A 22430-nucleotide genomic window follows, 5' to 3' on the forward strand; every position below is an offset into this window, starting at 1 on the left:
TCGAATTCAGTTCCGATTCCCTGTCGGGGTCACTACTTTAGCGGAATTCCTCGGCGACTCATAATCGAGTCCCGGTCCTAATTTCGGCATGCCGAAATTGCTCCCGGTGAGGGGCCGTGCAGTAGTGGTGTGCCGCGATGCGGCGGGATGGTCACCCGGGGCTTGATGGGCTCCGCGGCAACTCGGAGAACACTACACGAGGGGGTGGGGTGGTTCAAACCCGTGCCGGGTGAGGAGTCACCGGGTACTTTGAGGCGCATGACTGCGTATGCGCTCGTACAGCTGTGGTGGCCCGCCTGACGGCGGCCGACCACCTGCGTATGCATGATCACGGCCGCCGCTTCGGCGGCCGTTCGCGTATCTCCCTCTCGTAGCCGGCCGGTGAGGTCGGCGGTCCCGTGACGTGTCGATGGCGCTTGCGACGTACACGACGTAGAGGAGAGACGGGTGTTGAGTGCGAGGGCGACCGGTGCTGCGGCGGGGCCTCGGATTTTCAGTGGGGTGGAGCCGACGGGGCATCTGACGTTGGGGAACTACCTGGGGGCCATGCGGCGGTGGGTCGAGGTGGATCAGCAACGGGGCGAGGCGTTGTTCTGTGTGGTGGATCTGCATGCGCTGACCGTGGAGCACGATCCGGCGCGGGTGCGGCGGCTGAGCCGGCAGGCGGCGACGCTGATGCTGGCGATGGGGCTGGATCCGGAGCGGTGCACGGTGTTTGTGCAGAGCCATGTGGATGAGCATGCGCGGCTGTCGTATCTGATGGAGTGCACGGCCACCGACGGCGAGATGCGGCGGATGCTCCAGTACAGGGAGAAGGACGCAGAGCGGGCCGGCCGGGGTGGGAATGTGCGGGGTCGTTGTTGACGTATCCGGCCTTGAGGGCGGCGGACGTCCTGGCGTACGGGACGCAGGAAGTGCCGGTCGGGGCGGACCAGGCGCAGCAGGTGGAGCTGACGCGGGAGCTGGCGGTGCGGTTCAACCAGCGGTACAGGGAGGTCTTCGTGGTGCCCAGGGCGACGTATCCGGAGGTGGCGGCGCGGGTGAGGGAGAAAAGGGGGAAGCCGGGGCAGGGGCGGATGTCGGGGGTTGTTTGTCTGCTGGATGAGCCGGAGGTGGTGCGGAAGAAAGTGATGCGGGCGGTGCCGGAGGGGGGAAGTGGTGCCGTTGAGTACGAGCGGGGTGTGCGGCCGGGGGTCGCCGAGCTGCTGGAGGTGCTGGCGGCGTTTTCGGGGGGTGAGCCGGAGCGGCTGGCCGAGGGGTACTCGTCGTACGGCGCGTTGCAGAGCGATGTCGCGGAGGCCGTGGTGGAGGGGTTGCGGCCGGTTCGGGAGCGGCATGCGGCGTTGGCTGCCGACTGGGAGTACGTCGATGCCGTGTTGCGGGCCGGGGCCGAGCGGGCATGGGGGCTGGCGCGGCCGCGGGTGGATGCCGCGTACCGGGCCGTGGGGTTGATGGCGTAGGCGGACCCATCGGGGGTGGCCGCTCGGGGGTGCGGCTGCCCCCGGTGGGGGTGGCGGGGTCAGCCGTTGCCGGTGGCGAGCTCGCGGCTGCGGTCGCGGGCGGCTTCGAGGGCGGAGATCATGGCGGCCCGTACGCCGTGGTTCTCGAGTTCGCGGATGGCGTTGATGGTGGTGCCGGCCGGGGAGGTGACGTTCTCGCGGAGCTTGACGGGGTGTTCGCCGCTGTCGCGGAGCATCACTGCGGCGCCGATGGCGGCCTGGACGATCAGGTCGTGGGCCTTGTCGCGGGGGAGGCCCAGGAGGATGCCGGCGTCGGTCATCGCCTCGACGAGGAAGAAGAAGTAGGCGGGGCCGGAGCCGGAGAGGGCGGTGGCGGCGTCCTGCTGGCTCTCGGGGACGCGGAGGGTCTTGCCGACGGTGGAGAAGATCTCCTCGGCGAGGGTGAGGTGGGCGGCGGTGGCGTGGGTGCCGGCGGAGATGACGGACATGGCCTCGTCGACGAGGGCCGGGGTGTTCGTCATGACCCGTACGACCGGGGTGCCGGCGGCCAGCCGCTCCTCGAAGTACGAGGTGGGGATGCCGGCGGCGCCGCTGATGACCAGGCGTTCGGCGGGGATGTGCGGGGCCAGCTCCTGGAGGAGGGCGCCCATGTCCTGGGGCTTGACGGTGAGGATCAGGGTGTCGGCGGACTTGGCGGCCTCGGCGTTGCTGACCGCCTCTACGCCGTAACGCTCGCGGAGTTGAGCGGCGCGTTCCTGGCGGCGGGCGGTGACCAGGAGGTCGGAGGGCGCCCAGCCGCCGCGGATCATTCCGCTGAGGAGGGCTTCGCCGATCTTTCCGGTGCCGAGGACGGCGACCTTCTGGGTCATGTGCGGGTGCACCTTCCGGTGGGGTGGGCCGTTTCGCTCATCTTCGCATCGTGGGGGTGGTGGGGTACGGCCGCCTGCCGGGGCCCGGGGCGTCAGGCCGTACGCCTGCGCAGGGTCGCCGCGCCCAGGGTGAGGACCAGGAGGGCGCAGGCCGCGACGAGGGTGGTGTCGCGGACGAAGGCGGCGGTGATGCCGGGGTGGGTGAGGACCTCGGTCATGCCGTCCACGGCGTAGGACATCGGAAGGGCGTCGGAGAGGGCTTTCAGGGCCGGCTGCATGGTGTCGCGGGGTGCGAAGAGGCCGCAGAGCAGGAGTTGGGGCATCAGGACGGCCGGCATGAACTGGACGGCCTGGAATTCGGAGGCGGCGAAGGCCGAGACGAAGAGGCCGAGGGCGGTGCCCAGGAGGGCGTCGAGGACGGCCACCAGGAGGAGGAGCCAGGGGGAGCCGGTGACGTCGAGGCCGAGGAACCGGACGGCGAGGGCGGTGGCCAGGGCGGACTGGACGATCGCCAGGAGGCCGAAGGCGAGCGCGTAGCCGGTGAGCAGGTCCGCCTTGCCCAGGGGCATGGCGAGGAGGCGTTCCAGGGTGCCCGAGGTGCGTTCGCGGAGGGTGGCGATGGAGGTCACCAGGAACATCGTGATCATCGGGAAGATGCCGAGGAGCGAGGCGCCGATGGTGTGGAAGGTGCTCGGGTGGGCGTCGAAGACGTAGCGGAGGAGGGCGAGCAGGGCACAGGGGACGATCAGCAGCAGCGCGATGGTGCGGGGGTCGTGGCGGAGCTGGCGGAGGACCCGGGCGGCGGTGGCGAGGGTGCGGGCGGGGCTCGCTGGGGGATTTCCCTTATTCGCTGGGGGATTTCCCCTAGGGGGCGTTCGAACAGATCCCCTAAGGGTTGGGAGGGCCCCCTGCGGGTCCACAACGCGGCGGGGGTGGGGCGGTATTCCCGTGGGGTGGGTGGGAATTTCCGTGGGGTGAGTCGGGCCCGTGGGGTGGATCGGGCCCGTGGGGTGGATCGCGCTCGTGGGGTGCGGTGGGTGTGACGGGGTGTTGGAGGGGGCGGGCTGCTGGTCCGTGGCCTTGGTCGTGGCGGTTTCGTCCGCGGCGGTTTCGCCCGCGGTGGTTTCGCCCGGCGCGGCCTCGGCCGCGGTGGCTCCGTCTGCGAGAGGTCCGCTCGCGGCGGGCTCGTCCGGGACGGCCTCACGCGTGGTCCGGTGCGCGGTGGGCTCGTTCCGTGTGGTCCGGTCCACGAGGTGGAGGAAAGCGGCCTCGACGGTGGGGGCGCCGGTGTGGTGGCGGAGGGTGTCGGGGGCTTCGTCGGCGAGGAGGCGGCCCTCGCGCATCAGCAGGAGGCGGTGGCAGCGCTCGGCCTCGTCCATGACGTGGGAGGAGACGAGGAGGGTGGTCCCCCGGTCCGTGGCGAGGGTGTGGAAGAGGTTCCACAGGTCGCGGCGGAGGACGGGGTCCAGGCCGACGGTGGGCTCGTCGAGGACGAGGAGTTCGGGGGTGCCGAGGAGGGCGACGGCCAGGGAGACGCGGCTGCGCTGGCCGCCGGAGAGGGTGCCGGCGAGGGCGTCGGCGTGGCGGGTGAGGTCGACGTCCTCGATGGTGCGGGTGACGCGCGCGCGCCGTTCGGCGCGGGCGGCGCGGCCGGGCTGCAGTACCGCGGCGAAGTAGTCGAGGTTCTGGCGGACGGTGAGGTCGTCGTATACGGACGGGTCCTGGGTGACGTAGCCGATGCGGGGGCGCAGGCGGGGGTGGCCGGCGGGGCTGCCGAGGACGTCGAGGGTGCCGGTGATGTGGGCCTGGGTGCCGACGATGGCCCTCATCAGGGTGGATTTGCCGCAGCCGGAGGGGCCGAGGAGCCCGGTGATCCGGCCGGGCGGGATGTCGAAAGCCAGGTCGTCGAGGACGGTGCGGCCGCCTCGTACGACGGTGAGGCGGCGGGCGTGGACGGCGGGGGCCGGGGCGAAGGCGTCGGCGGCATCAGGTCCGCTGACGGCATCGGCGGCGTCGCGGTCGCCGGAAGAACCGGGGTCGTCGGGTGCCCCGGAGAGGTAATTCATCATGCGGTGAATAATCCTCGGGGCGGTGTGGAGCGTCAAGGGAAGATGCGGGGCGTCAAGGGAGCTGTGGGGCGCCGGGTGGTCGGGGCAGGTCGGGTCGGGTGGCGGGCGCGTTGTGGGGTGCCGCGCGCGCCGGGCGGGCGCCGGAGCGATCGGAGCTGATCGTTCCTTTTCGGCAGTTCCGGGTTTACATGGCGGTTACATGCCGAGTTGCGGCGGAGCGTGTCCTCTTGGACACAATGGAGGGCGTTGTCCAGCCAATCGAGACCCGTCGAAAACCCATCGGAGGGCGATGATGGCCAGCAGTCCGCTTCGTGGCACTGGCCTCGGCCGGTTCCTGCTGGCGGTCGTGGTCGTCGTCCTCGCGCTTCCGGCCGTCGCCGGGCGGTCGTACGGGTCGTACGGGTCGTACGGGTCGTACGGGCAGACGCGCGGAGCCACCCTTTCCGGAGCCGCGCCCGGAGCCCCGTCCGAATCCGCGAACGGAACGACGTACGGAACGACGTACGGAACGGCCTACGGAACGGCCTACGGAACGACGTACGGCAAAGGTGCCGGGGCCGCGAAACCCGTTGCGCTGGACCTCCATGAGCACCACCCGCAAGCCGGCCCCGACCGCTGCCGGCCGCGCCGCGGCGGACGGTCCGCGGCCGCGGTGTCCGTGCCGCCCCCGCTCTCCACTCCCCTGTCGACCGCCTGCCCCGTACGGGACACCGACGGGCCGTCCGGGTCCGTACCGCTGACCGGGCAGCGGGCCGTACCCCTGTCGAGATCCGGCGAACTGCCGGTCCAGCACCGCGTCTTCCGCTGCTGAGAGCCCCGAGCCGAGCGCTTCCCCAGGGCCTTCCCCGGCCCGCGCATTCCGACGGATCCAGCCGTCACTTTCCTGGCGCCACACCGCGCGCCCGCATGCCCGCATGCGCGCCGCCCTGCCGCGCGCCGCCGCATCTCGTCACGCTGGAGGCACCTCATGCAGAAATCCCGGATGCACCGAGCCCGGCAGCTCTTCCCGCGGATATCCGCACGCGCCGCCGCCCGCCGGTCCGGCTCACCGTCGTCCGCGCCGTCCTCATCGTCGGCGCCGTCCCCGCGGTCGTTCGCCACCTGGCGGGCCGACTTCACCGCTTCCCTCGTCGTCTTTCTCGTCGCCGTCCCGTTGTGTGTCGGAGTGGCCGTCGCGTCCGGGGTACCGGCCGAGCTGGGGCTCGTCACCGGGATCGTCGGGGGGCTGCTCACCGGGCTGCTGCCGGGCAGCAGTCTGCAGGTCAGTGGGCCGGCCGCCGGGCTGACCGTGCTGGTCTACGAGGCCGTGCACGAGTACGGGGCCGGGACACTGGGCGTGCTGGTGCTGGCCGCCGGGGTGCTCCAGCTGGTCATGGGGGCGCTGCGGCTCGGACGGTGGTTCCGGGCCATTTCCATCGGGGTGGTGCAGGGGATGCTGGCGGGGATCGGCCTGGTGCTGATCGCCGGTCAGGTGTACGCCCTGGTGGATGCCAAGGCGCCCGGGAACGGACCGGCCAATCTGGGCGGGCTGCCGGGACTGGCGGCCGACACCGCCGGTTCGGACACGGGGCTCGCGGCGCTGGCCGTCGGCGTGACGACGATCGGTGTGCTGCTGCTCTGGCCGCGCTGGCGGCGCGCCGCGGAGGTGCTGCCCGCCCCTCTGGTGGCGGTGGTGCTGGCGACCGCTGCCGTGGGCGTGCTGGATCTGCCGGTGGCGCGGGTCGAGGTGGAGGGCCTGCTGGAGGCCGTACGGCCACCGGGCCTGGCGGATATCGGGCGGCTCGCCGAGATCGGCGCGCTCGGTACCGTCCTGGCGTTCGCGCTGATCGCGTCGGCGGAGTCGCTGTTCAGCGCGGCCGCGGTGGACCGGCTGCACGACGGGCCGCGGACCCAGTACGACAAGGAGCTGATGGCGCAGGGCGCGGGCAATGCGGCGTGCGGGCTGCTCGGGGCGCTGCCGATGACCGCGGTGATCGTGCGGAGCGCCACCAATGTGCACGCGGGCGCGCGGACCAAGGCCTCGCGGGTGCTGCACGGTGTCTGGCTGCTGGTGTTCGCGGCGGCGTTCCCGGCGGCGCTGGGGGTGGTGCCGGTGGCCGCGCTGGCGGGCGTACTCATCCATGCGGGCTGGAAGCTGATGCCGCTGCGCGAGCTGCGGCCGCTGTGGCGCGAGCACCGGGGCGAGGCCGTGGTGCTCGCGGCGACGGCGGTGGCGATCGTGGCGACCAACATGTTCGAGGGGGTGCTGCTGGGGCTGCTGATGGCGGTTGCCAAGTCGGCGTGGGAGACCTCGCACGTCCACCTGGAGATCGTGGGGGTGGAGGGTCCCGCCGGGCCCGGCTGTCGGCGGCCGATCCGCGTACGGGCCGTCGGGCATGCAACGTTCCTGCGGCTGCCGAAGCTGCTCGACCAGCTGGAGGCGCTGCCGCGGGACCGGGAGGTCGAGCTGGACCTGTCCGGGCTGCGGCATCTCGACCACGCCTGTGCGGCCGCCCTCGGCAGCTGGGCCGAACAGCGGTGCCCGGCCGGGGCGGGCAGCGCGGGCGGCGAACGGTCCTCGGGCGGCGCCCACCTATGACGGCACGCGAGGGCGCCCGTGGCGGACACCACGCGAGGGCGCCCTCGTATGACCCGCCCCTCTCCTCCATAACACCCTCTATCCGGAAAGGAACGGCGTTCGAGCAGAAACGGCCTTAGGGTCAGAGGACTTTGTCGATCAACGATCAACGAACCCTCAACGACCCTGGGAGTGCTGTGACCACCCGCCGGCCCCTGCGCTATTGCGGTGCGACCGCCGCGCTGTCCGTCGCCCTGCTGTTGTCCTCCTGCACGGTCGGGGCGACGGCCGTCAAAGGGGCGGCGGGCTCCGGCGGGGTCGGCGACCCCCTGTTCCCGGCGCTCGGCAACGGCGGCTATCAGGTCACCCACTACGGGCTGGACCTCGACTACGACGTGAAGAAACGGTACTTGGACGCGACCGCCCAGATCACGGCCAAGGCCGAGCAGAATCTGCGGTCCTTCAAGCTCGACCTGCAGGGGCTGAAGGTGTCCGGTGTGCAGGTCGACACCGCGAACGCCGACTTCTCCCGCAAGGGGCACAAGCTGACGGTGACGCCCGTCGCCGTGCTCCGCAAGGGCGAAACGTTCCGTATCACCGTCAGGTACCACGGGACCCCGCAGGAGATCATGGACCCGGACAAGACGACGGAGGGGTGGGTCAAGACCCCCGACGGTGCGTTCGTGTCCGGGGAGCCGGAGGGGTCCATGTCCTGGTTCCCCGGCAACAACCACCCCGGCGACAAGGCCTTGTACGACTTCAGGATCACCGTGCCGAACGGCTACACGGCCGTCGCCAACGGGGAGTTGCGGTCGCGGAAGACCGCCAAGGGCCGTACGACGTTCGTGTGGCACAACGGTCTGCCGATGGCCAGCTATCTGGCGACCGCGTCCATCGGGAAGTTCCGCTTCACCGAGGACCGGATGCCCGACGGGCTCCCGCTGTACGAGGCGGTGGACCCGGCGGAGGCGGCGGGCAGCAAGAAAGCCCTGAGCCGGCTGCCGGAGATCATCAAGTGGGAGCGCGGGCTGTTCGGCCCGTACCCCTTCCGGTCGGCGGGTGCGATCGTCGACGACACCCCGCCGCGGATCGACTGGCTGGCCCTGGAGAGCCAGACCAAGCCGGTCTACGCCGGGGCGCCGGACACCGTGACGGTGGTGCACGAGATGTCCCACCAGTGGTTCGGCGATTCGGTGACGCCGAAGACCTGGCAGGACACCTGGCTCAACGAGGGCTTCGCGACCTACACCGAATGGCTGTGGGAGCAGCACGAGGACGAGGACGGCAAGACGCCCCAGCAGCAGTTCGACGCGCTCTACAAGAAGGGCCCGAAGGACACGCTGTGGGCGTACCCGCCGGGCAAGCCGGGCAAGGGGGCGAACGTGACCGGGGATGCCGTCTACTACCGTGGCGCCATGGTGCTCCAGCAGCTGCGGAACGCCGTCGGTGACAAGACCTTCTTCCGGATCCTCAAGGAGTGGCCCGCCAAGTACCGCTACGGCAATGCCGATTCGGCGGACTTCATCGCCTTCTGCCAGCAGCGGACGGACAAGGATCTGACGGAACTGTTCGATGTCTGGCTGTACGGGAAGGGCAAGCCGAAGCAGACGTTCTGAGCACGGCTCGAGCGGCTGGTCCGAGCACGGCTTCAGCGGCCGGTCCGCGCACGGCTTTCACGACGGCACGGCCGGGCAGAGCGTGACGGTGAGGTCGACGCCGTACTCCTCCTGCACGATGCCGTCGGGGAAGGCGTCCAGCAGGGCGGTCCGTTCGTCCTCCAGGATGGCGGCGGCGGTCGCGGGGGCGACGACGGCGAGCTGGGAGTGGCTGCCGAGCATGGCGAGGTGGGTGTCCAGGGGCACCGGCCGGGTCCATTCGGCCGCCCGGAACGCGGACCGCAGGCCGTGGCGGCGGAAGAGGGCGTCGGGGTCGTCGGTGACGCGGTGGCGGTCGTAGCCGGGGAGCCGGCGGGCGAGCCGGGCTTCCTGGTCGGCGGCCCAGCCGGTCTCCCGGTAGGGGATGTTCCACCACAGGGCGAGCGCGCCACCGGGCCGCAGCACCCTCATGGCCTCCGGGACCGAGCGGGCCGGATCGGTCCAGTGCCAGGCCTGGGCGTAGCAGACGACGTCGAAGGCGGCGGTGTCGGGGAAGGGCAGAGCGTCGCCGACGGCGCGGACCAGCGGGATGCCGGGGAGGTCGGCGCGCAGCTGCGCGGCCATTCCGGCGCCCGGTTCGACGGCGATGACCTGCGCGCCGCGGGCCGCGAGCAGCCTGGTGGCGATACCGGTGCCGGCGCCGACGTCCAGCGTTCGGGCCCCCTTGAGGGAGCGGCCGGCCGCCTCTTCGATCGCGTCGAAGAGCTGTGGCGGGTAGCCGGGGCGGGATGCCGCGTACTGGGCGGCCACGGAGTCGAAGGAGCGGGCGCGGGCGGCGTGGTGGGGGTCATGAGGCATATGAGCCATCCTGCCTGCGCCACGGAGGTGGGGCACCCGGATGGGGAACTTTCCGCTCAGGCTGGGGCGTTGAGCCCATCGCGAGGTCTTCATCGGGCCTCATGGCTGCATCAACGGGGATGTGAGAGACGCATGCGCGCACGGGGCATCAACTACGACACCGGGTTCCTTCCTGGTGAAGAGCTTTCTCGTAAGAGCTTCAGCGAGGAGGCGGTGCGCCGGGACATGACGGTGATCGCAGACGAGCTGCACTGCACCGCGATACGGATTTCCGGCGGGCACCCCGAGCGCTTGAGTACGGCGGCGCGGTATGCCGCGGAAGCGGGGCTCGAAGTGTGGTTCGCGCCGTTCCCGGTGGATCTCGGGCCGGCGGAGCTGCTGCCGTTCTTCGCGGAGTGCGCGGAGCGGGCCGAGGCCGTCCGGGCGGGCGGGGCCGAGGTGGTGTTCGTCGCCGGGTGCGAGATGAGTGCCTTCTGTGACGGCTTTATTCCGGGGGAGACGTACGGGGAGCGGCTGCGGGCGATGACCAGCGGCGACAAGGACTGGTGGATGTCGCTGGGCCCCGTGCAGGAACGGCTCAACGGCTTCCTCGCGGAGGTGGCGGAGGTGGTCCGGGGGCGGTTCGGCGGCCGGGTCACCTATGCCTCGGGGCCGTGGGAGTCCGTCGACTGGCGGCCGTTCGATGTCGTCGGTGTGGATGCGTACCGGGCGAAGTACAACGCCGGCACCTTCCGGGACGAGCTGCGCGGGCACTTCGCCCATGGCAAGCCGGTCGTGGTGACCGAATTCGGCACCTGTCCCTACCGGGGCGCGGGTGAGCGGGGCGGCATCGCCTGGCAGCCGCCCGCGGACGCGGTGCCGGACGAGGACGAACAGGTGCGCTATCTGACGGAGCTGCTGGACGTCTTCGAGGAGGAGGGCGTGGACACCGCGCTGTGGTTCACCTTCGCCGGGTTCGGCAAGGCGTCCGACGGGGACGGTCCTTCCGCCCCCGACGACCTCTCCTCGTACGGGGTGGTGCGGATGGTCGGCGCGGAGCGGTGGGTGCCGCGCCGGGTGTTCCACACGATGGCGGCCCGGTACGCACAGGCCATACCTGCGCCGGAGGGCGAGCGCCGGGCCAGGCCCTAGCCGCGCTTCTTCCCCTTCGGCCGCGGCTTCTTCGCGGCCGGGTTGCCGGTACGGGCGGTGCGCCGCCGCTCATGGCGTTCGCGGGCCGCCTCGTACTCGGCGCGGTGCAGTTTCTCGCCGGGCGCCTCGATGAGGCTGCGGCAGAAGTAGGCCAGCAGCGAGCCGATGAAGCCGATGAGCATCAGGCTGTGTGCGGATTTGTCGGCGGCGCTCTCGGACGAAGGGTCGGGGCGCCGGACGAAGCCGTCCCAGGTGCGGCGGAAGGCGAGGGCGCTGCAGATGGCGAAGCCGGCGACGACGAGGACGTTGACGAGCGGGCCGACGCCGCCGAATTCCAGGCCCTGGAAGGCGAAACGCAGGACGAGCGCGCCGACGGCGGCCAGCACGAGCGAGCCCACCGCGACGGCGGCCCGGCGCAGGACGTAGCCGCCGCCGTGGTGGACCCAGGTGGTGCCGAAGAACCGGATCTCCTCCGGTTCCGGGCCGTCCCGCTCCGGGCCGCCGGGGGTCTGCGCATCGCTCATGGCATCGATTATCCCCGGTGGCCGGCCGGCTCGGCCGATCTCAGCTGGTGCAGCTCGGTGCGACCGGCCCGTCACTGCCCGTACGGACATAGGCGTCGGAGACGAACTCGCCGGGCCCGATGCTGTCCCAGATGTCCGTGGTGCCGTAGGGGCCGGTGATCCGCTGGCCGCGCCGCTGGCAGCGGATCTCGATCCAGGAGCCGGGCGCCAGCTTCCCGACGACCGGGTAGGTGGTGCTGGGGCCGCCGCGGACCTTGAGCTGCTGGCCGGACGCGATCTGGAAGCTGCGCCGGGTGGCCGCCATAACGGCCGGCGCGGCGGCATCGCCGGTGCCCTCCGCCTCGCCGGCCACGCTGCCGTCCATGTCGTCGTCCAGCTTGCCGACGACCGCGTCCAGGTCCAGGTAGTCGTGATGGTCCTGTGTGCTCATTTCCTGCTCCCCCGTTGATGACTGCCGTGTTGATGACGGCGTGTTGATGACTGCCGTGTTGAGTACTGGCGCGTTGATGACTGCCGTGTGGTCCGTCGCCGCCCGTCGTGCCGGGCGTTTTCGGACGCGCAACGCGCACGCTAGCAAGCCTCATTCATCTCGTACGGGTCATCGACTAGGCTCCGCGCGTCGCACCTGCGGCCGAATTGCAGAGGGTAGGACACGGGGGTGGAAGGATGCCGCCGCTGCGTGATTCCGGGGTCGGCCCGGAAGCGGAGCGTCCGGAATACGCCGGGCAATATCGCCTGGAGGCACGGCTGGGCGCCGGCGGTATGGGCGTGGTCCATCTGGCGCGCTCGTCCTCCGGGCTGCTGCTCGCGGTCAAGGTCATCCACGCGGAATTCGCCCAGGACCCGGAGTTCCGGGGGCGGTTCCGGCAGGAGGTGGCGGCCGCGCGGCGGGTCAGCGGGGCCTTTACGGCGCCGGTCGTGGACGCCGATCCGGATGCCGAACGGCCCTGGATGGCGACCTTGCACATTCCCGGTCCGACCCTCTCCGAACATGTGAAGCGGAACGGCCCGCTGCCGCCCGCCGAGGTGCGGCGGCTGGCCTCCGGCCTCGCCGAGGCGCTGCGCGACATCCACCGCGCCGGGGTCGTCCACCGCGATCTGAAGCCGGGAAACGTACTGCTGGCCGCCGACGGCCCGAAAGTCATCGATTTCGGTATCTCACGGCCGTCCGACAGTGAAATGCGCACCGAAACCGGCAAGTTGATCGGTACACCGCCGTTCATGGCGCCCGAGCAGTTCCAGCGGCCGCGCGAGGTGGGCCCGGCGGCGGATGTGTTCGCGCTGGGGTCGGTGCTGGTGCACGCGGCGACCGGGAGCGGGCCGTTCGACTCGGAGAGCCCGTATCTGGTGGCGTACCAGGTGGTGCACGACGAGGCGGATCTGGCGGGCGTGCCGGAAGAACTGGTGCCGCTGATCGAGAGCTGCCTGGCGAAGGATCCGGCGGACCGTCCGACACCGGGCGAGCTGATGGAGCTGCTGCACACCGAGCTGCACACGGAGATCGATCTCGACCTGCCCGCGCTCCCCACGGACCCGCACGGCAGGAAGTCCCCGGCAGGCGCCCTGACAGCCGCGCGGATACCCGCCCAACGGCAGCCCGTCCCGCCCGATTCCGCACCGTCGCGCGCCGAGGTCACGCATGTCCGGGCGGCGGTGTCGGCACCGGCCGGACCGCCGCCGCCCGACGTCGACGACGCCGAAACCCGCCCGAAAACCCGCCCGGAAGAGGACACCGCCCCGAAGGCGCGCCGCCGGCTCGTCTGGGCCGCCGTGGCGCTGCTCGTCGCCGGGGCCGGGACGTTCGCGGGCGTGCGGGCCCTGTCGTCCGACGGGCAGGGACTCCAGACCCGTCCGCCGTCGGCCGCCTCCACCGAGGTGCGCCCCTGGCACACCACGCTCCTCGAACGCCCCGACGGCCACAAATCCGAGATGCCGTTCTGCACGGCCGGCTCCGGAGCCGTCTTCTGCTCCCAGTCCGGCCTGCGCGCGGCGCGTCTCGACGCCGGCACCGGGCGCGCGGCATGGCACCGTACCGGCCGGACCGCCGCCGTCACCGATGCCCCGCCGACCGCCCCGGTGCTCTCCGGCGGGCTGCTGTACGTCCGTACGCCCGACCTCCGGCGGCTGGAGGCCCTCGATCCCTCCGCCAAGGGCCGGGGCGCCACCCGCTGGAGCCAGGACCTCACCGCGTACGAGGGCGGGGCGGCCGTCATCGGCGACCGGATACTGCTGTGTGCCGGGGACGGCACGGTGACGGCCCTGGACAGCGCGACCCATGAGCGCCGCTGGCACAAGCGCTTCCCGAAGCACACACCGCCGCGCTTCTTCTCGTACGGCGACGCCCGCACCGCCTACGCCGTCGACCTGACCCCCGACAGCACCGGCACCCAGGTCACCGCCATCGCCCCGGCGGACGGCTCGGTCCGCTGGTCGCGCCGGCTGCCCGGCATGCTCAACCTGGCCGGCGTCGGCGGCTCCGGCGCCCTCTACTTCACCGCCGTCGACCCCATGCACCCCTACACCACCACCGCCGTGGTCCGCTACGACCCGGAGACCCGGCAGACCCACCGCACCCGGCTGGCCGCACCGCTCGACGGAACGGTGCGGGCGGTGGTGCAGGGCGAGACGGTGTACGTGCTCGCCGAGGGCGGCCAGCTGCAGGCCCTCGGGAAGCGCAAGTGGAGCACGGAGACGTCGGTCAGCCGGGGCTCGGCGCCCGTGGTGAACGGCGACCGCCTGTATTTCACCGCGGCGGACGGACGGCTCCTGGCCGTGGACACCCGCTCCGGCTCACTGGTCGGCCAGACCCCGCCCCGCCTGGCCGCCGACCGCCGCAACGGCTTCCTGGACTCGCTGCCCGCCCCGGTGATGGACGCCCGCGGCCGCCGGATCTATGCGGCGGCGCCCGACGGGACCGTGTTCGCGGCGGATCCGAAGGACCCCGGGAACTGGTGACGTCGGGACGCCCGCCGGATCAGTGGGTCACGAGGGAGAGCACCCTCCGGATGCCGGCCCACACATCCTCTTCGTACGGCATGGCCTTCCGCGCCCGACCGTAGTGGTTGTGCCTCTCCGCCGTCTTGACGTCGTCCGCGATGGAGTCGAGGCGGTGCCGGATCTCCCGCTCGTCACGTACGCCCCGGCAATCCCGGTGCTGGGCATCGCGGATCGCGGTCCAGGTCTTGCGGTTGTAGTCAAAGGCCGTGCGGGGCCTGTGATGTCCATCGGCCTCGAGGGCCTTCTTGTTCAGCGACTGCGCCTTCTCCAGCGTCGAGACGCAGGCCGCCCGGCCACGGACCTCGGCGGCCGAAGCGACGGGCATGCTCACCGTTGTGGCGGCGAGTATGAGCATCCCGACCGCCGCTGCCTTCCTGAAGCTCCCCGTTTTCCCACGCATGGTGATTCTCCCGATGTTGGTGGTCATCCAGCACCAACCACCCTGCCGATCCCGCCGATTCGGCCACATCCTCTTCAGGTCGGAGCCGCACCCGCCGCAAGGCGGAGCGAAGTCGGTACGCGCGCATGACAGGGGCAGCTGCAGGCCTCCCACCGGACACCCGGAACCGAGATGACCTCGGGCTCCGGCGCGCCCTTGTCGCAGGTCGCGTGCGTACCGATGTGGCACGCCGGTGAGACGTAGGGGGTGGGCAGGTACGGCCGCACGGGCCGCAGCGGCGTGTCCAGGAACGGCCCTCCGGTGGCCGCGTCCTGGGCGTACGGGCTCTTGTGCCGCGGGAGCCTGCGGCGACGCGGGGCCGGGTCGGGTGCCGGTTGCGGCGGGGCGGCGGCACGGTGCCGCCCACCTGCGGGGAAGAGCCGGGTGAGGACCCGCCGTACGAGCCGGCCGGTCACCGCTCCGCCGCCCTCTTGAGCACGGCGATGAGCCGGTGGGCCGTCTCGAGGTTGCAGCGCCCCAGCTCGACGAGCGCGCGGGGCCAGGCGTCGCTCAGCCAGATGGGGTCGACGCCCAGCGATGGCAGCACGATGCCCACCTGCTTCAGTGCGGCTGCCAACTCGTCGCAGGCCGCCTGGGCTTCGGTGTGGGGTTCTGTGGTCATTTGGTGCGGCTCCCGTCTGCCGTTTCCGTGCGTGGCGCGCCGGACGGCAACTACCGTGAGTGGTCAGGCCGTTACGAGGATGGACCGAGAAATGGGCGCGAAGGCCGTTTGCAGGCCGTAGTTCCACGCCCTGACCCGCAAATTCCACAAGTTCCACGGAGGAGGGCGCCTTGCCGCCGAGACGAGCCGGAAGCGGACGCAGCCAGGAGCCGCGCCAACGGTTCGCCGAAGAGCTCCGGTTGCTGCGCAGACAGCGAGGCGAAACCCTGCGGCAGCTCGGCGACGCGCTGGGCTGGGACTGGTCGCTTTTCGGCAAGATGGAGAACAGCCGGACGATCGGCAGCCCGGAGGTCGCCGAGGCCTTGGACCAGCACTACGGGACTCCGGGCATGCTGTTAGCGCTCTGGGAGCTGGCAGCAGGGGATCCCACACAATTCAAGGAGCAGTACCGGCGCTACATGACGCTGGAGGCCAAGGCGGTGAGTCTGTGGCACTACTCGGTGAGTGCGCCACCGGGTCTGCTCCAGACGGACGGGTACGCACTTGAGGCGCTCGCGGCGGGCGGGAGCAGCGGCCAAGAACTACACCAGCAGGTGGAAGCGCGTATAGGGCGACGGAAGCTGCTGGAAGGGGACGATGCGCCAGCGTTCCGGGTCGTCCTTTCCGAGGCAGTTCTGCGCACGCAGCTGCGCGACACACAGGCGTGGCAGCAGCAGCTGGAGTACCTGGCTGAGATGTCGGAGCGCCCGAACATCACCCTCCACGTACTGCCATTCAGCGCCGGACCTCATGGCCTGATGAACACTGCTGTGATGTTCCTGCGGCTACCGGACAGCCGTACCGTGGCCTACACCGAGAACGACGTACGCGGTGAACTCATTGAGGAGACAAGCAGGGTTGAGCGTTTGCAGCGCACTTATGATGCCGTGCGCGACCTGACGTTGACCCCGGGCGAGTCGCGGAAGTTCATCATCCGGATGTTGGAGGAAGTGCCGTGCGAGCCATAGACCTGAGCGCCGCCACCTGGCGCAAGAGCAGCTACAGCAACACGGACGGAGGCGAGTGCCTCGAGGTCACCGACAACCACCCCACCCTCGTCCCCGTCCGCGACAGCAAGAACCCCACCGGCCCGGCCCTCGTCTTCCCCGCGGCTGCCTGGGCCCCCTTCGTCACCGCCGTCAAGGACTGGGCGCTGTCCAGCTCCTGACACGCCAAGCCCACTGAACCAGCCCCCGTTGCTGACGCGACGGGGGCCGCTGCCTGGTTTCCCGTTCTGTCAACCATGATCCCTTGACCCCTGAGTCACCACCTCGGGAGCATCGAGTGCAACGCCGCGACCAGCGGCACGGCAGGGGGGAACCGGTGACCATGAAGGTGACCGAGCTGGTCAGTACGTGCGACAAGAAGGATTGCCCGACGCTGTACGCGACGGACCGTGACACCCTCCTCGTGCAGGGTGAGGCCCCGACCAACCACGGCTTACGGATTCCCGCTCACGAAACCCTCGTAGAGATCCCGATCGACCTCATCCGGAAGGCCATCCGTGACCAGCTCATCTAAGACCCTCGGAGATCTCTTCGACACGTTCGAGCGAGAGGCATTCCGGCTGGAAACCCTGGATGACTACAGCAATTCCGTGAATGTCGACGCCTATCGGACGTTCCTGTCCGGGGCACCGCAGCCGCAGGACTACAACTCCCGGTGGGTGGCAGAGCTTCGGTCGCATACGAGTCAGGGGAAGCGCATCTATCGCGTACACATCGTGACACGCCCGCTGACGGACTATCTCAAGTTCGAACTCGGGTGGGGGTATCAGAAGAACATGTCCGGCGGGGAAGAGTTCTTCATCCTCGACGTCACCGAACAGCCCAACCCGCTGGCGGACGTCCCCGATTTCTGGCTCTTCGATGCAGAGAGCGCCGCCGTCATGCGCTATGACGATCACGGTGCGTTTCTCGGAGCGGATGTGCTGCCGCCGGGCCGCGCGACAGGGTTCGTCGCCCACCGGGACAAAGCCCTCGCCCGCGCAGTGCCCTTCACTGACTGGTGGGCCAAGCACGGCGAGTGAACAGAGCACAGCTCGGGGCCGCGCTGCGGGCACTGCGCTTGGCATCCAAAAAGGAGGCCAAGGCGGTGGCTCGCAGCGCACTCATGTCGCCGTCCAAGCTTTCCAAGATCGAGAATGCAAAACTGTCGCCAAGCCCAGCCGACGTCGAGCGAATCCTGAGCGCAATCGGCGTATCGGATGAGGTCAAAGCTGAGTACGCGAACGCGGCACGCGCCGCCGCGACCGAGGTGACCGCCTGGCGACTGCTGCAGCGGGCCGGCCTCCACAAGGGCCAGCAGGCCACCAAGGCTCTCGAGGCGCAGATGACCACGCTTCGGCTCTTTCAATCCGCCCTGGTCCCAGGGCTGCTCCAGACACCGGAGTACATCAAGGCTGTTCTGCAGCGCCACGACCTGAGCGAAGATTCCCTGGCGCGGACCATCGCCGGGAGAATTGACCGTCAAGCCGTCCTCTACGACGGCACCAAATCATTGCGCTTCATCATCACGGAACCGGTTCTCCGGTGGCGAATCGTATCGCCGCAGATGATGGCCGCTCAGCTCGACCGCATCGTCTCCCTTTCCCGGCTGTCTCACGTGGACATACGAGTTGTCCCTCTCGAAGTGCAGCAAAACGATGTAGCGAACCACTCTTTTGTTATCCGGGATGATCGCATGGTGACCGTCGAGACGGTTCATGCAGAGGTGACCGTAACCGACCCCCGGGACGTCCAACTCTACGTTCAAAAGTTCCAGGATTTCGCGATGACAGCCCTGTCCGGCGATGAAATGCGCGACATGATCGAACGCATCCGTGACGGATTCTTGCGGGAACAGGAAACACGCTAGGCCGTGCGCTGACCGGTGCCGAAGATATATCCGTGCCGACGGAAGGTCGGCACGCGGCAGACGATCAGGAAGGCACACCGATGCAGAACGGAACCGACCTGTACGCGCTCAACATCGATGGCGCCGTATTCGCGACAGCATGCGGCGGCAACACCCACCCGGATGGGGAATCCTGCCTCACTCTCGCGCAAATCGGCCCGGACGCATGGGCAGTTGGCGACAACAAGCGACCGGGTCGGGCGCCCCTCCGGTTCACCACGGCGGAACTGAACGCGGCCGGTCTCGACCCGGCGCGGTTCGGACTCTCGGCCTGATAGCGGCCCGCTGACCCAGCCGGCCCCGGCTCCTTGTCGAGGGCCCGGGCCGGCTGGTCCCACTCACCACATCTGAGCCGAACGGGACGACCGTGCACCACCACGCGTATCTCTGGACCGGCCCGAAACAGCGCTTCGACGACGAGGGCCTCCGTCGGCCGCCGCATTCCGAGCCACCCCCGGTAGCCGGATCAGAAGACGGGGAACGCCACCGACTGCATGAACGCTATCGGGAAGTCGTGACGGAATTCCCGCGTACCAATCTGCCACCCATCGAAACCGCGCACTGGCTGATGAAGCCGCGGAGTTCTGTTCTGGGCACATGGGGAGAAGCGCAAGAGGCAGCGGTCTGGCTCGGCGAGCAATTGACGGAGTACGCCCCTCGCTTCGACTCGGCAGCTCACCGGGACACAACGCGCCTGAACACACTGGTCCGCTCTGCCACAGAGCGACTCGGGTGGGGTGGTGATGTGTCCCTCGGCTTCTACCTCGAACGCCCTGCATTCCTGTCGCTGGCCCTGGTGACGTGCTCCCCCAACCGTTCCGCTCCCGGGCTGCGCCATCCTGCCGGACAGGGCCCCACCGTCTTCTCCCACCCCCAACGGGGAGGCGCCGGGTCGTAGCGGCGGAGCCGTGTAGGCCCGGTGCCGCTGCCGAACAGCCCCGCGCAGCGGCAACCAACCCGCCGCAGGCGCAACCGTGGGAAAGCCGACCCGTCGGCCCAGGCAAAGCGCAGCGGACCGGTCAGGCCCGGGTACCCCCGTCCACCCGCAGCACGGTCCCGGTGACGTAAGACGACCGGTCGCTCAGAAGCCACGCCGCGGCCTCGGCGACCTCGGCCGGGTCGGCGATGCGGCGCAGCGGCGTCTGGGCCGTGAGCCGGTCGAGGACGCCGGGGGTGTTCTCCTCCCAGGTGCGGATCATCTCTGTGAGCGTGGCGCCGGGCGCGATGGCGTTGACGCGGATGCCCTCCGGGCCGTACGTGACGGCGGCCGACTCCGTCAGGCTGTTGAGGGCCCGCTTCAGGGCGCCGTACACGGGGAGTTCGGGGTTGCCCCGCAGGCTGCCGATGCTGGAGTTGTTGACGATGGCGCCCGTCCCGGCGGTGGCGCGGATGGCGGCGACCTCGGCGGTCATGGCCAGCCACTGGCCCTTGAGGTTCACCGTATAGGCGTGGTCGAAGTCGGCCTCCAGGGCCTGGTCCATCGGGCCCGGCGGCACGCTCGTCGCGGCGTTGTTGAAGGCGGCGTCGAGCCGGCCGTACAGGTCCACGGTCCGGTCGACGGCGGCCTGGACGCTCGCCGGGTCCGCCAGGTCGCACAGCACGTAGTGCGCGGTGCCGCCCACTGCCCGGATCTCCTCGGTGACCGCCTGGAGTTGGGCCTCGGTACGGGCCGCGAGCAGCACGCGGGCGCCCTCCCGGGCGAACAGCCGCGCCGCGGCGGCACCGATGCCGCGCCCGGCGCCGGTGATGAAGACGACCTTCCCGGCCAGCAGTCCGGCGGTGGGGGCGGCTTGGGCGTTGGCCACGGAGGGAGTGGCAGAAGTGGAGGAGGTGGCGGAAGTGGCGGGAGTGGCGGAAGTGGCGGGAGTGGATATGGCGGTGGTGGGTGCGTTGTCCATGAGAGGCAGCCTGCACCCGGACGGATCATGCATCCAGGCCCCAGCGGTACCTGGGAAGGGACGGCGGGCTGATTGGCGGAACATAACGGGCGGTGCCCCGCCGCCCCGGCCCATGGTGGCCGAAGTACGGAGTACGGGACCACCGGCGTACGGGAGAGCGGCATGCCGAAGTACCTCATCCAGGCGAACTACACCGCCCAGGGCACGAAAGGGCTGCTCAGCGAGGGTGGCAGCGGGCGGCGGGCCGCCGTGGAGCGGGTCGTCGGCTCCTGTGGCAGCACTCTGGAGTCGATGTACTTCGCCTACGGGGACACCGACCTGTACTGCATCGTCGATTTCCCCGACCACCTGTCGATGGCCGCCGTCTCCATGGCGGTGCGCGCCTCCGGGGCCGTGGAGTCGACGGCGACCCCGCTGCTGACCGTCGAGGAGATCGACGCAGCCGCCAGGCAGGACGTCGCCTTCCGTCCGCCCGGCGGCTGAGCAGGCCGTATCGGCTCTGTGCCAGCTCGGCTTCGTATCAGCCGAGCTTGGTCACGTCCCGGACCGCGCCCTTGTCGGCGCTGGTGGCCATGGCCGCGTAGGCGCGCAGGGCCGCCGAGACCTTGCGTTCGCGGTTCTTCGGGGCGTAGACGCCGCCGAGTGCCTCACGGCGGGCGGCCAGTTCCTCGTCGCTCACGAGGAGTTCGATCGTGCGGTGCGGGATGTCGATGCGGATCCGGTCGCCGTCCTCGACGAGGGCGATGGTGCCGCCGCCGGCCGCCTCGGGGGAGGCGTGGCCGATGGACAGACCGGACGTGCCGCCGGAGAAGCGGCCGTCGGTGATCAGCGCGCAGGTCTTCCCCAGGCCCCGGCCCTTGAGGTACGAGGTCGGGTAGAGCATCTCCTGCATGCCGGGGCCGCCCTTGGGGCCCTCGTAGCGGATGACGACCACGTCGCCGTCCTTGACCTGCTTGTTCAGGATCTTCTCGACGGCCTGTTCCTGGGACTCGCAGACCACGGCCGGGCCCTCGAAGGTCCAGATCGACTCGTCGACGCCGGCCGTCTTCACGACGCAGCCGTCGACGGCCAGGTTGCCCTTGAGGACCGCGAGGCCGCCGTCCTTGGAGTAGGCGTGCTCGGCCGAGCGGATGCAGCCCCCCTCGGCGTCCTCGTCCAGCGCCGCCCAGCGCTCGGACTGGGAGAACGCCTCGGCGGAGCGGACGCAGCCGGGCGCCGCGTGCCACAGTTCCACGGCCTCCGCGGAGGGCGACCCCCCTCGCACGTCCCAGGTCTTGAGCCAGTCGGCGAGCGACGGGCTGTGGACGGAGTTCACGTCCTCGTTGAGCAGTCCGGCGCGGTGCAGCTCGCCGAGGAGGGCCGGGATGCCGCCGGCGCGGTGCACGTCCTCCATGTAGTACGTGCGGTCCTTGGCGACGTTGGGCGCGACCTTGGCCAGGCACGGGACGCGGCGCGAGACAGCGTCGATGGCCTCCAGGCCGAACGGGACGCCGGCCTCCTGGGCCGCGGCGAGCAGGTGCAGGATCGTGTTGGTCGAGCCGCCCATGGCGATGTCCAGGGCCATGGCGTTCTCGAACGCTTCGAAGGTGGCGATGTTGCGCGGCAGGACCGACTCGTCGCCGCCGTCGTAGTAGCGCTTGGTGAGCTCGACGACCGTACGGCCGGCGTTCTCGTACAGCGCCTTGCGGGCCGTGTGCGTGGCCAGCACCGAGCCGTTGCCCGGCAGGGAGAGGCCGATGGCCTCGGTCAGGCAGTTCATCGAGTTGGCGGTGAACATGCCGGAACAGGAACCGCAGGTCGGGCAGGCGTTCTCCTCGATGCGGAGGATGTCCGCGTCGGAGATCTTGTCGTTCACCGCGTCCGAGATCGCGTCGACCAGGTCGAGGGTGCGGACCGTGCCGTCGACGAGGGTGGCGCGGCCGGACTCCATCGGGCCGCCGGAGACGAAGACGGCCGGGATGTTGAGCCGCAGCGCGGCGTTCAGCATGCCCGGGGTGATCTTGTCGCAGTTGGAGATGCAGATCAGCGCGTCGGCGCAGTGCGCCTCGACCATGTACTCCACGCTGTCCGCGATCAGGTCGCGGGAGGGCAGGGAGTACAGCATGCCGCCGTGGCCCATGGCGATGCCGTCATCGACGGCGATGGTGTTGAACTCGCGGGGGATGCCGCCGGCCGCCTTGACGGCCTCGCTGACGATCCGGCCGACTGGCTGGAGGTGGGTGTGGCCCGGCACGAACTCGGTGAAGGAGTTCGCCACGGCGATGATCGGCTTGCGGCCGATGTCCGCGCCCGCTACACCCGAGGCCCGCATAAGGGCGCGGGCGCCCGCCATGTTGCGGCCATGGGTAACGGTGCGGGACCTCAGCTCGGGCACGATGGTCACTCCCTCGGGATATGTACGTACGGCAGCCGTGCCGTACATCAGCGCCATACCTCAGCGGCGTCATACAGCAGCTGAGACCGAGATTACGCTCTTG

At 70.3% G+C, this 22430-nt stretch carries 22 protein-coding genes and 2 pseudogenes; 14 read left to right on the forward strand and 10 right to left on the reverse strand.

Annotated elements, in window-relative coordinates; all coding sequences use genetic code 11:
- The first annotated feature begins 450 nt into the window (after positions 1 to 450).
- A pseudogene (trpS, locus tag ADL29_RS05670) lies at positions 451 to 1460 on the forward strand (tryptophan--tRNA ligase).
- Positions 1461 to 1519: 59 nt separating this feature from the next.
- On the opposite strand, the gene proC reads toward trpS, so the two are convergent.
- From proC to ADL29_RS05685, 3 genes and pseudogenes are all read right to left on the reverse strand, one after another.
- Positions 1520 to 2329 carry a pyrroline-5-carboxylate reductase gene (proC, locus tag ADL29_RS05675; protein WP_053922648.1) on the reverse strand — a complete coding sequence of 270 codons (810 nt, stop codon included), beginning with the start codon at positions 2327 to 2329 and terminating at the stop codon, positions 1520 to 1522.
- A 92-nt stretch (positions 2330 to 2421) separates the two neighbouring features.
- A complete protein-coding gene (locus tag ADL29_RS05680) occupies positions 2422 to 3249 on the reverse strand; it encodes an ABC transporter permease (protein ID WP_078970798.1) in 828 nt (275 codons plus the stop codon).
- A gap of 282 nt (positions 3250 to 3531) precedes the next feature.
- A pseudogene (locus tag ADL29_RS05685) lies at positions 3532 to 4398 on the reverse strand (ABC transporter ATP-binding protein); the annotation flags it as partial.
- A gap of 292 nt (positions 4399 to 4690) precedes the next feature.
- Between ADL29_RS05685 and ADL29_RS05690 the strand changes: the two are divergent.
- The 3 genes from ADL29_RS05690 to ADL29_RS05700 all read left to right on the forward strand — a co-directional run bounded on the left by ADL29_RS05690 (position 4691) and on the right by ADL29_RS05700 (position 8571).
- Complete coding sequence (locus tag ADL29_RS05690; protein WP_063788399.1) at positions 4691 to 5209, forward strand: hypothetical protein; 519 nt, start codon at positions 4691 to 4693, stop codon at positions 5207 to 5209.
- Between the two features lie 171 nt (positions 5210 to 5380).
- Entirely contained in the window at positions 5381 to 6976 is a 1596-nt protein-coding gene (locus tag ADL29_RS05695; protein WP_078970799.1) for a SulP family inorganic anion transporter, read from the forward strand.
- 176 nt (positions 6977 to 7152) lie between these two features.
- Positions 7153 to 8571, forward strand: a complete 1419-nt coding sequence (locus ADL29_RS05700; protein WP_053922650.1) for a M1 family metallopeptidase — start codon at positions 7153 to 7155, stop codon at positions 8569 to 8571.
- A 57-nt stretch (positions 8572 to 8628) separates the two neighbouring features.
- Here ADL29_RS05700 and ADL29_RS05705 read toward each other — a convergent pair whose 3' ends face one another.
- Positions 8629 to 9408, reverse strand: a complete 780-nt coding sequence (locus ADL29_RS05705; RefSeq protein WP_053922651.1) for a class I SAM-dependent methyltransferase — start codon at positions 9406 to 9408, stop codon at positions 8629 to 8631.
- Between the two features lie 132 nt (positions 9409 to 9540).
- On the opposite strand from ADL29_RS05705, the gene ADL29_RS05710 reads away from it, so the two are divergent.
- Positions 9541 to 10539 carry a glycoside hydrolase family 113 protein gene (locus ADL29_RS05710; RefSeq protein WP_053922652.1) on the forward strand — a complete coding sequence of 333 codons (999 nt, stop codon included), beginning with the start codon at positions 9541 to 9543 and terminating at the stop codon, positions 10537 to 10539.
- Here the strand turns inward: ADL29_RS05710 and ADL29_RS05715 are convergent.
- Positions 10536 to 11063, reverse strand: a complete 528-nt coding sequence (locus tag ADL29_RS05715; RefSeq protein ID WP_053922653.1) for a hypothetical protein — start codon at positions 11061 to 11063, stop codon at positions 10536 to 10538. The genes ADL29_RS05710 and ADL29_RS05715 overlap by 4 nt on opposite strands.
- A 40-nt stretch (positions 11064 to 11103) precedes the next feature.
- Positions 11104 to 11493: an SH3 domain-containing protein gene (locus ADL29_RS05720; RefSeq protein ID WP_245689161.1), complete on the reverse strand. Its 390-nt coding sequence runs from the start codon at positions 11491 to 11493 to the stop codon at positions 11104 to 11106.
- Positions 11494 to 11729: 236 nt separating this feature from the next.
- On the opposite strand from ADL29_RS05720, the gene ADL29_RS05725 reads away from it, so the two are divergent.
- Positions 11730 to 14018, forward strand: coding sequence for a serine/threonine-protein kinase (locus ADL29_RS05725; protein ID WP_053922654.1), 2289 nt, complete (start codon positions 11730 to 11732; stop codon positions 14016 to 14018).
- Positions 14019 to 14037: 19 nt separating this feature from the next.
- On the opposite strand, the gene ADL29_RS05730 is transcribed toward ADL29_RS05725, so the two are convergent.
- On the reverse strand, positions 14038 to 14487 hold the full coding sequence (locus ADL29_RS05730; RefSeq protein WP_157878399.1) for a hypothetical protein: 450 nt from the start codon (positions 14485 to 14487) through the stop codon (positions 14038 to 14040).
- A gap of 424 nt (positions 14488 to 14911) precedes the next feature.
- Positions 14912 to 15121, reverse strand: a complete 210-nt coding sequence (locus ADL29_RS05740; RefSeq protein WP_053922657.1) for a hypothetical protein — start codon at positions 15119 to 15121, stop codon at positions 14912 to 14914.
- A gap of 170 nt (positions 15122 to 15291) precedes the next feature.
- Here ADL29_RS05740 and ADL29_RS05745 point away from each other — a divergent pair, with 170 nt between their 5' ends.
- The 7 genes from ADL29_RS05745 to ADL29_RS44915 all read left to right on the forward strand — a co-directional run bounded on the left by ADL29_RS05745 (position 15292) and on the right by ADL29_RS44915 (position 18953).
- The gene (locus ADL29_RS05745) at positions 15292 to 16128 is read left to right on the forward strand and encodes a helix-turn-helix domain-containing protein (protein ID WP_053922658.1); all 837 of its coding nucleotides are present in this window, start codon (positions 15292 to 15294) and stop codon (positions 16126 to 16128) included.
- A complete protein-coding gene (locus tag ADL29_RS05750) occupies positions 16116 to 16328 on the forward strand; it encodes a DUF397 domain-containing protein (RefSeq protein ID WP_053922659.1) in 213 nt (70 codons plus the stop codon). The genes ADL29_RS05745 and ADL29_RS05750 overlap by 13 nt, the downstream gene beginning before the upstream one ends.
- Positions 16329 to 16489: 161 nt before the next feature.
- The gene (locus tag ADL29_RS05755; protein ID WP_053922793.1) at positions 16490 to 16681 is read left to right on the forward strand and encodes a hypothetical protein; all 192 of its coding nucleotides are present in this window, start codon (positions 16490 to 16492) and stop codon (positions 16679 to 16681) included.
- A complete protein-coding gene (locus ADL29_RS05760) occupies positions 16665 to 17189 on the forward strand; it encodes a DUF6879 family protein (RefSeq protein WP_053922660.1) in 525 nt (174 codons plus the stop codon). The genes ADL29_RS05755 and ADL29_RS05760 overlap by 17 nt, the downstream gene beginning before the upstream one ends.
- Positions 17186 to 18016, forward strand: a complete 831-nt coding sequence (locus ADL29_RS05765; protein WP_078970770.1) for a helix-turn-helix domain-containing protein — start codon at positions 17186 to 17188, stop codon at positions 18014 to 18016. The genes ADL29_RS05760 and ADL29_RS05765 overlap by 4 nt, the downstream gene beginning before the upstream one ends.
- 80 nt (positions 18017 to 18096) lie before the next feature.
- Entirely contained in the window at positions 18097 to 18330 is a 234-nt protein-coding gene (locus ADL29_RS05770; protein ID WP_053922662.1) for a hypothetical protein, read from the forward strand.
- Positions 18331 to 18422: 92 nt separating this feature from the next.
- On the forward strand, positions 18423 to 18953 hold the full coding sequence (locus ADL29_RS44915) for a hypothetical protein (protein ID WP_078970771.1): 531 nt from the start codon (positions 18423 to 18425) through the stop codon (positions 18951 to 18953).
- A 121-nt stretch (positions 18954 to 19074) separates the two neighbouring features.
- Here ADL29_RS44915 and ADL29_RS05775 read toward each other — a convergent pair whose 3' ends face one another.
- Positions 19075 to 19953 carry an SDR family NAD(P)-dependent oxidoreductase gene (locus tag ADL29_RS05775; protein WP_078970772.1) on the reverse strand — a complete coding sequence of 293 codons (879 nt, stop codon included), beginning with the start codon at positions 19951 to 19953 and terminating at the stop codon, positions 19075 to 19077.
- A gap of 162 nt (positions 19954 to 20115) precedes the next feature.
- Between ADL29_RS05775 and ADL29_RS05780 the strand changes: the two genes are divergently transcribed.
- The gene (locus tag ADL29_RS05780; protein ID WP_053922663.1) at positions 20116 to 20436 is read left to right on the forward strand and encodes a GYD domain-containing protein; all 321 of its coding nucleotides are present in this window, start codon (positions 20116 to 20118) and stop codon (positions 20434 to 20436) included.
- Positions 20437 to 20473: 37 nt separating this feature from the next.
- Here the strand turns inward: ADL29_RS05780 and ilvD are convergent, their stop codons facing one another.
- Positions 20474 to 22327, reverse strand: a complete 1854-nt coding sequence (gene ilvD, locus ADL29_RS05785; protein WP_053922795.1) for a dihydroxy-acid dehydratase — start codon at positions 22325 to 22327, stop codon at positions 20474 to 20476.
- Between the last annotated feature and the right edge of the window lie 103 nt (positions 22328 to 22430).

Origin of the sequence: Streptomyces chattanoogensis, from assembly GCF_001294335.1 — a bacterium.
Classification (GTDB): Bacteria; Actinomycetota; Actinomycetes; order Streptomycetales; family Streptomycetaceae; genus Streptomyces; species Streptomyces chattanoogensis.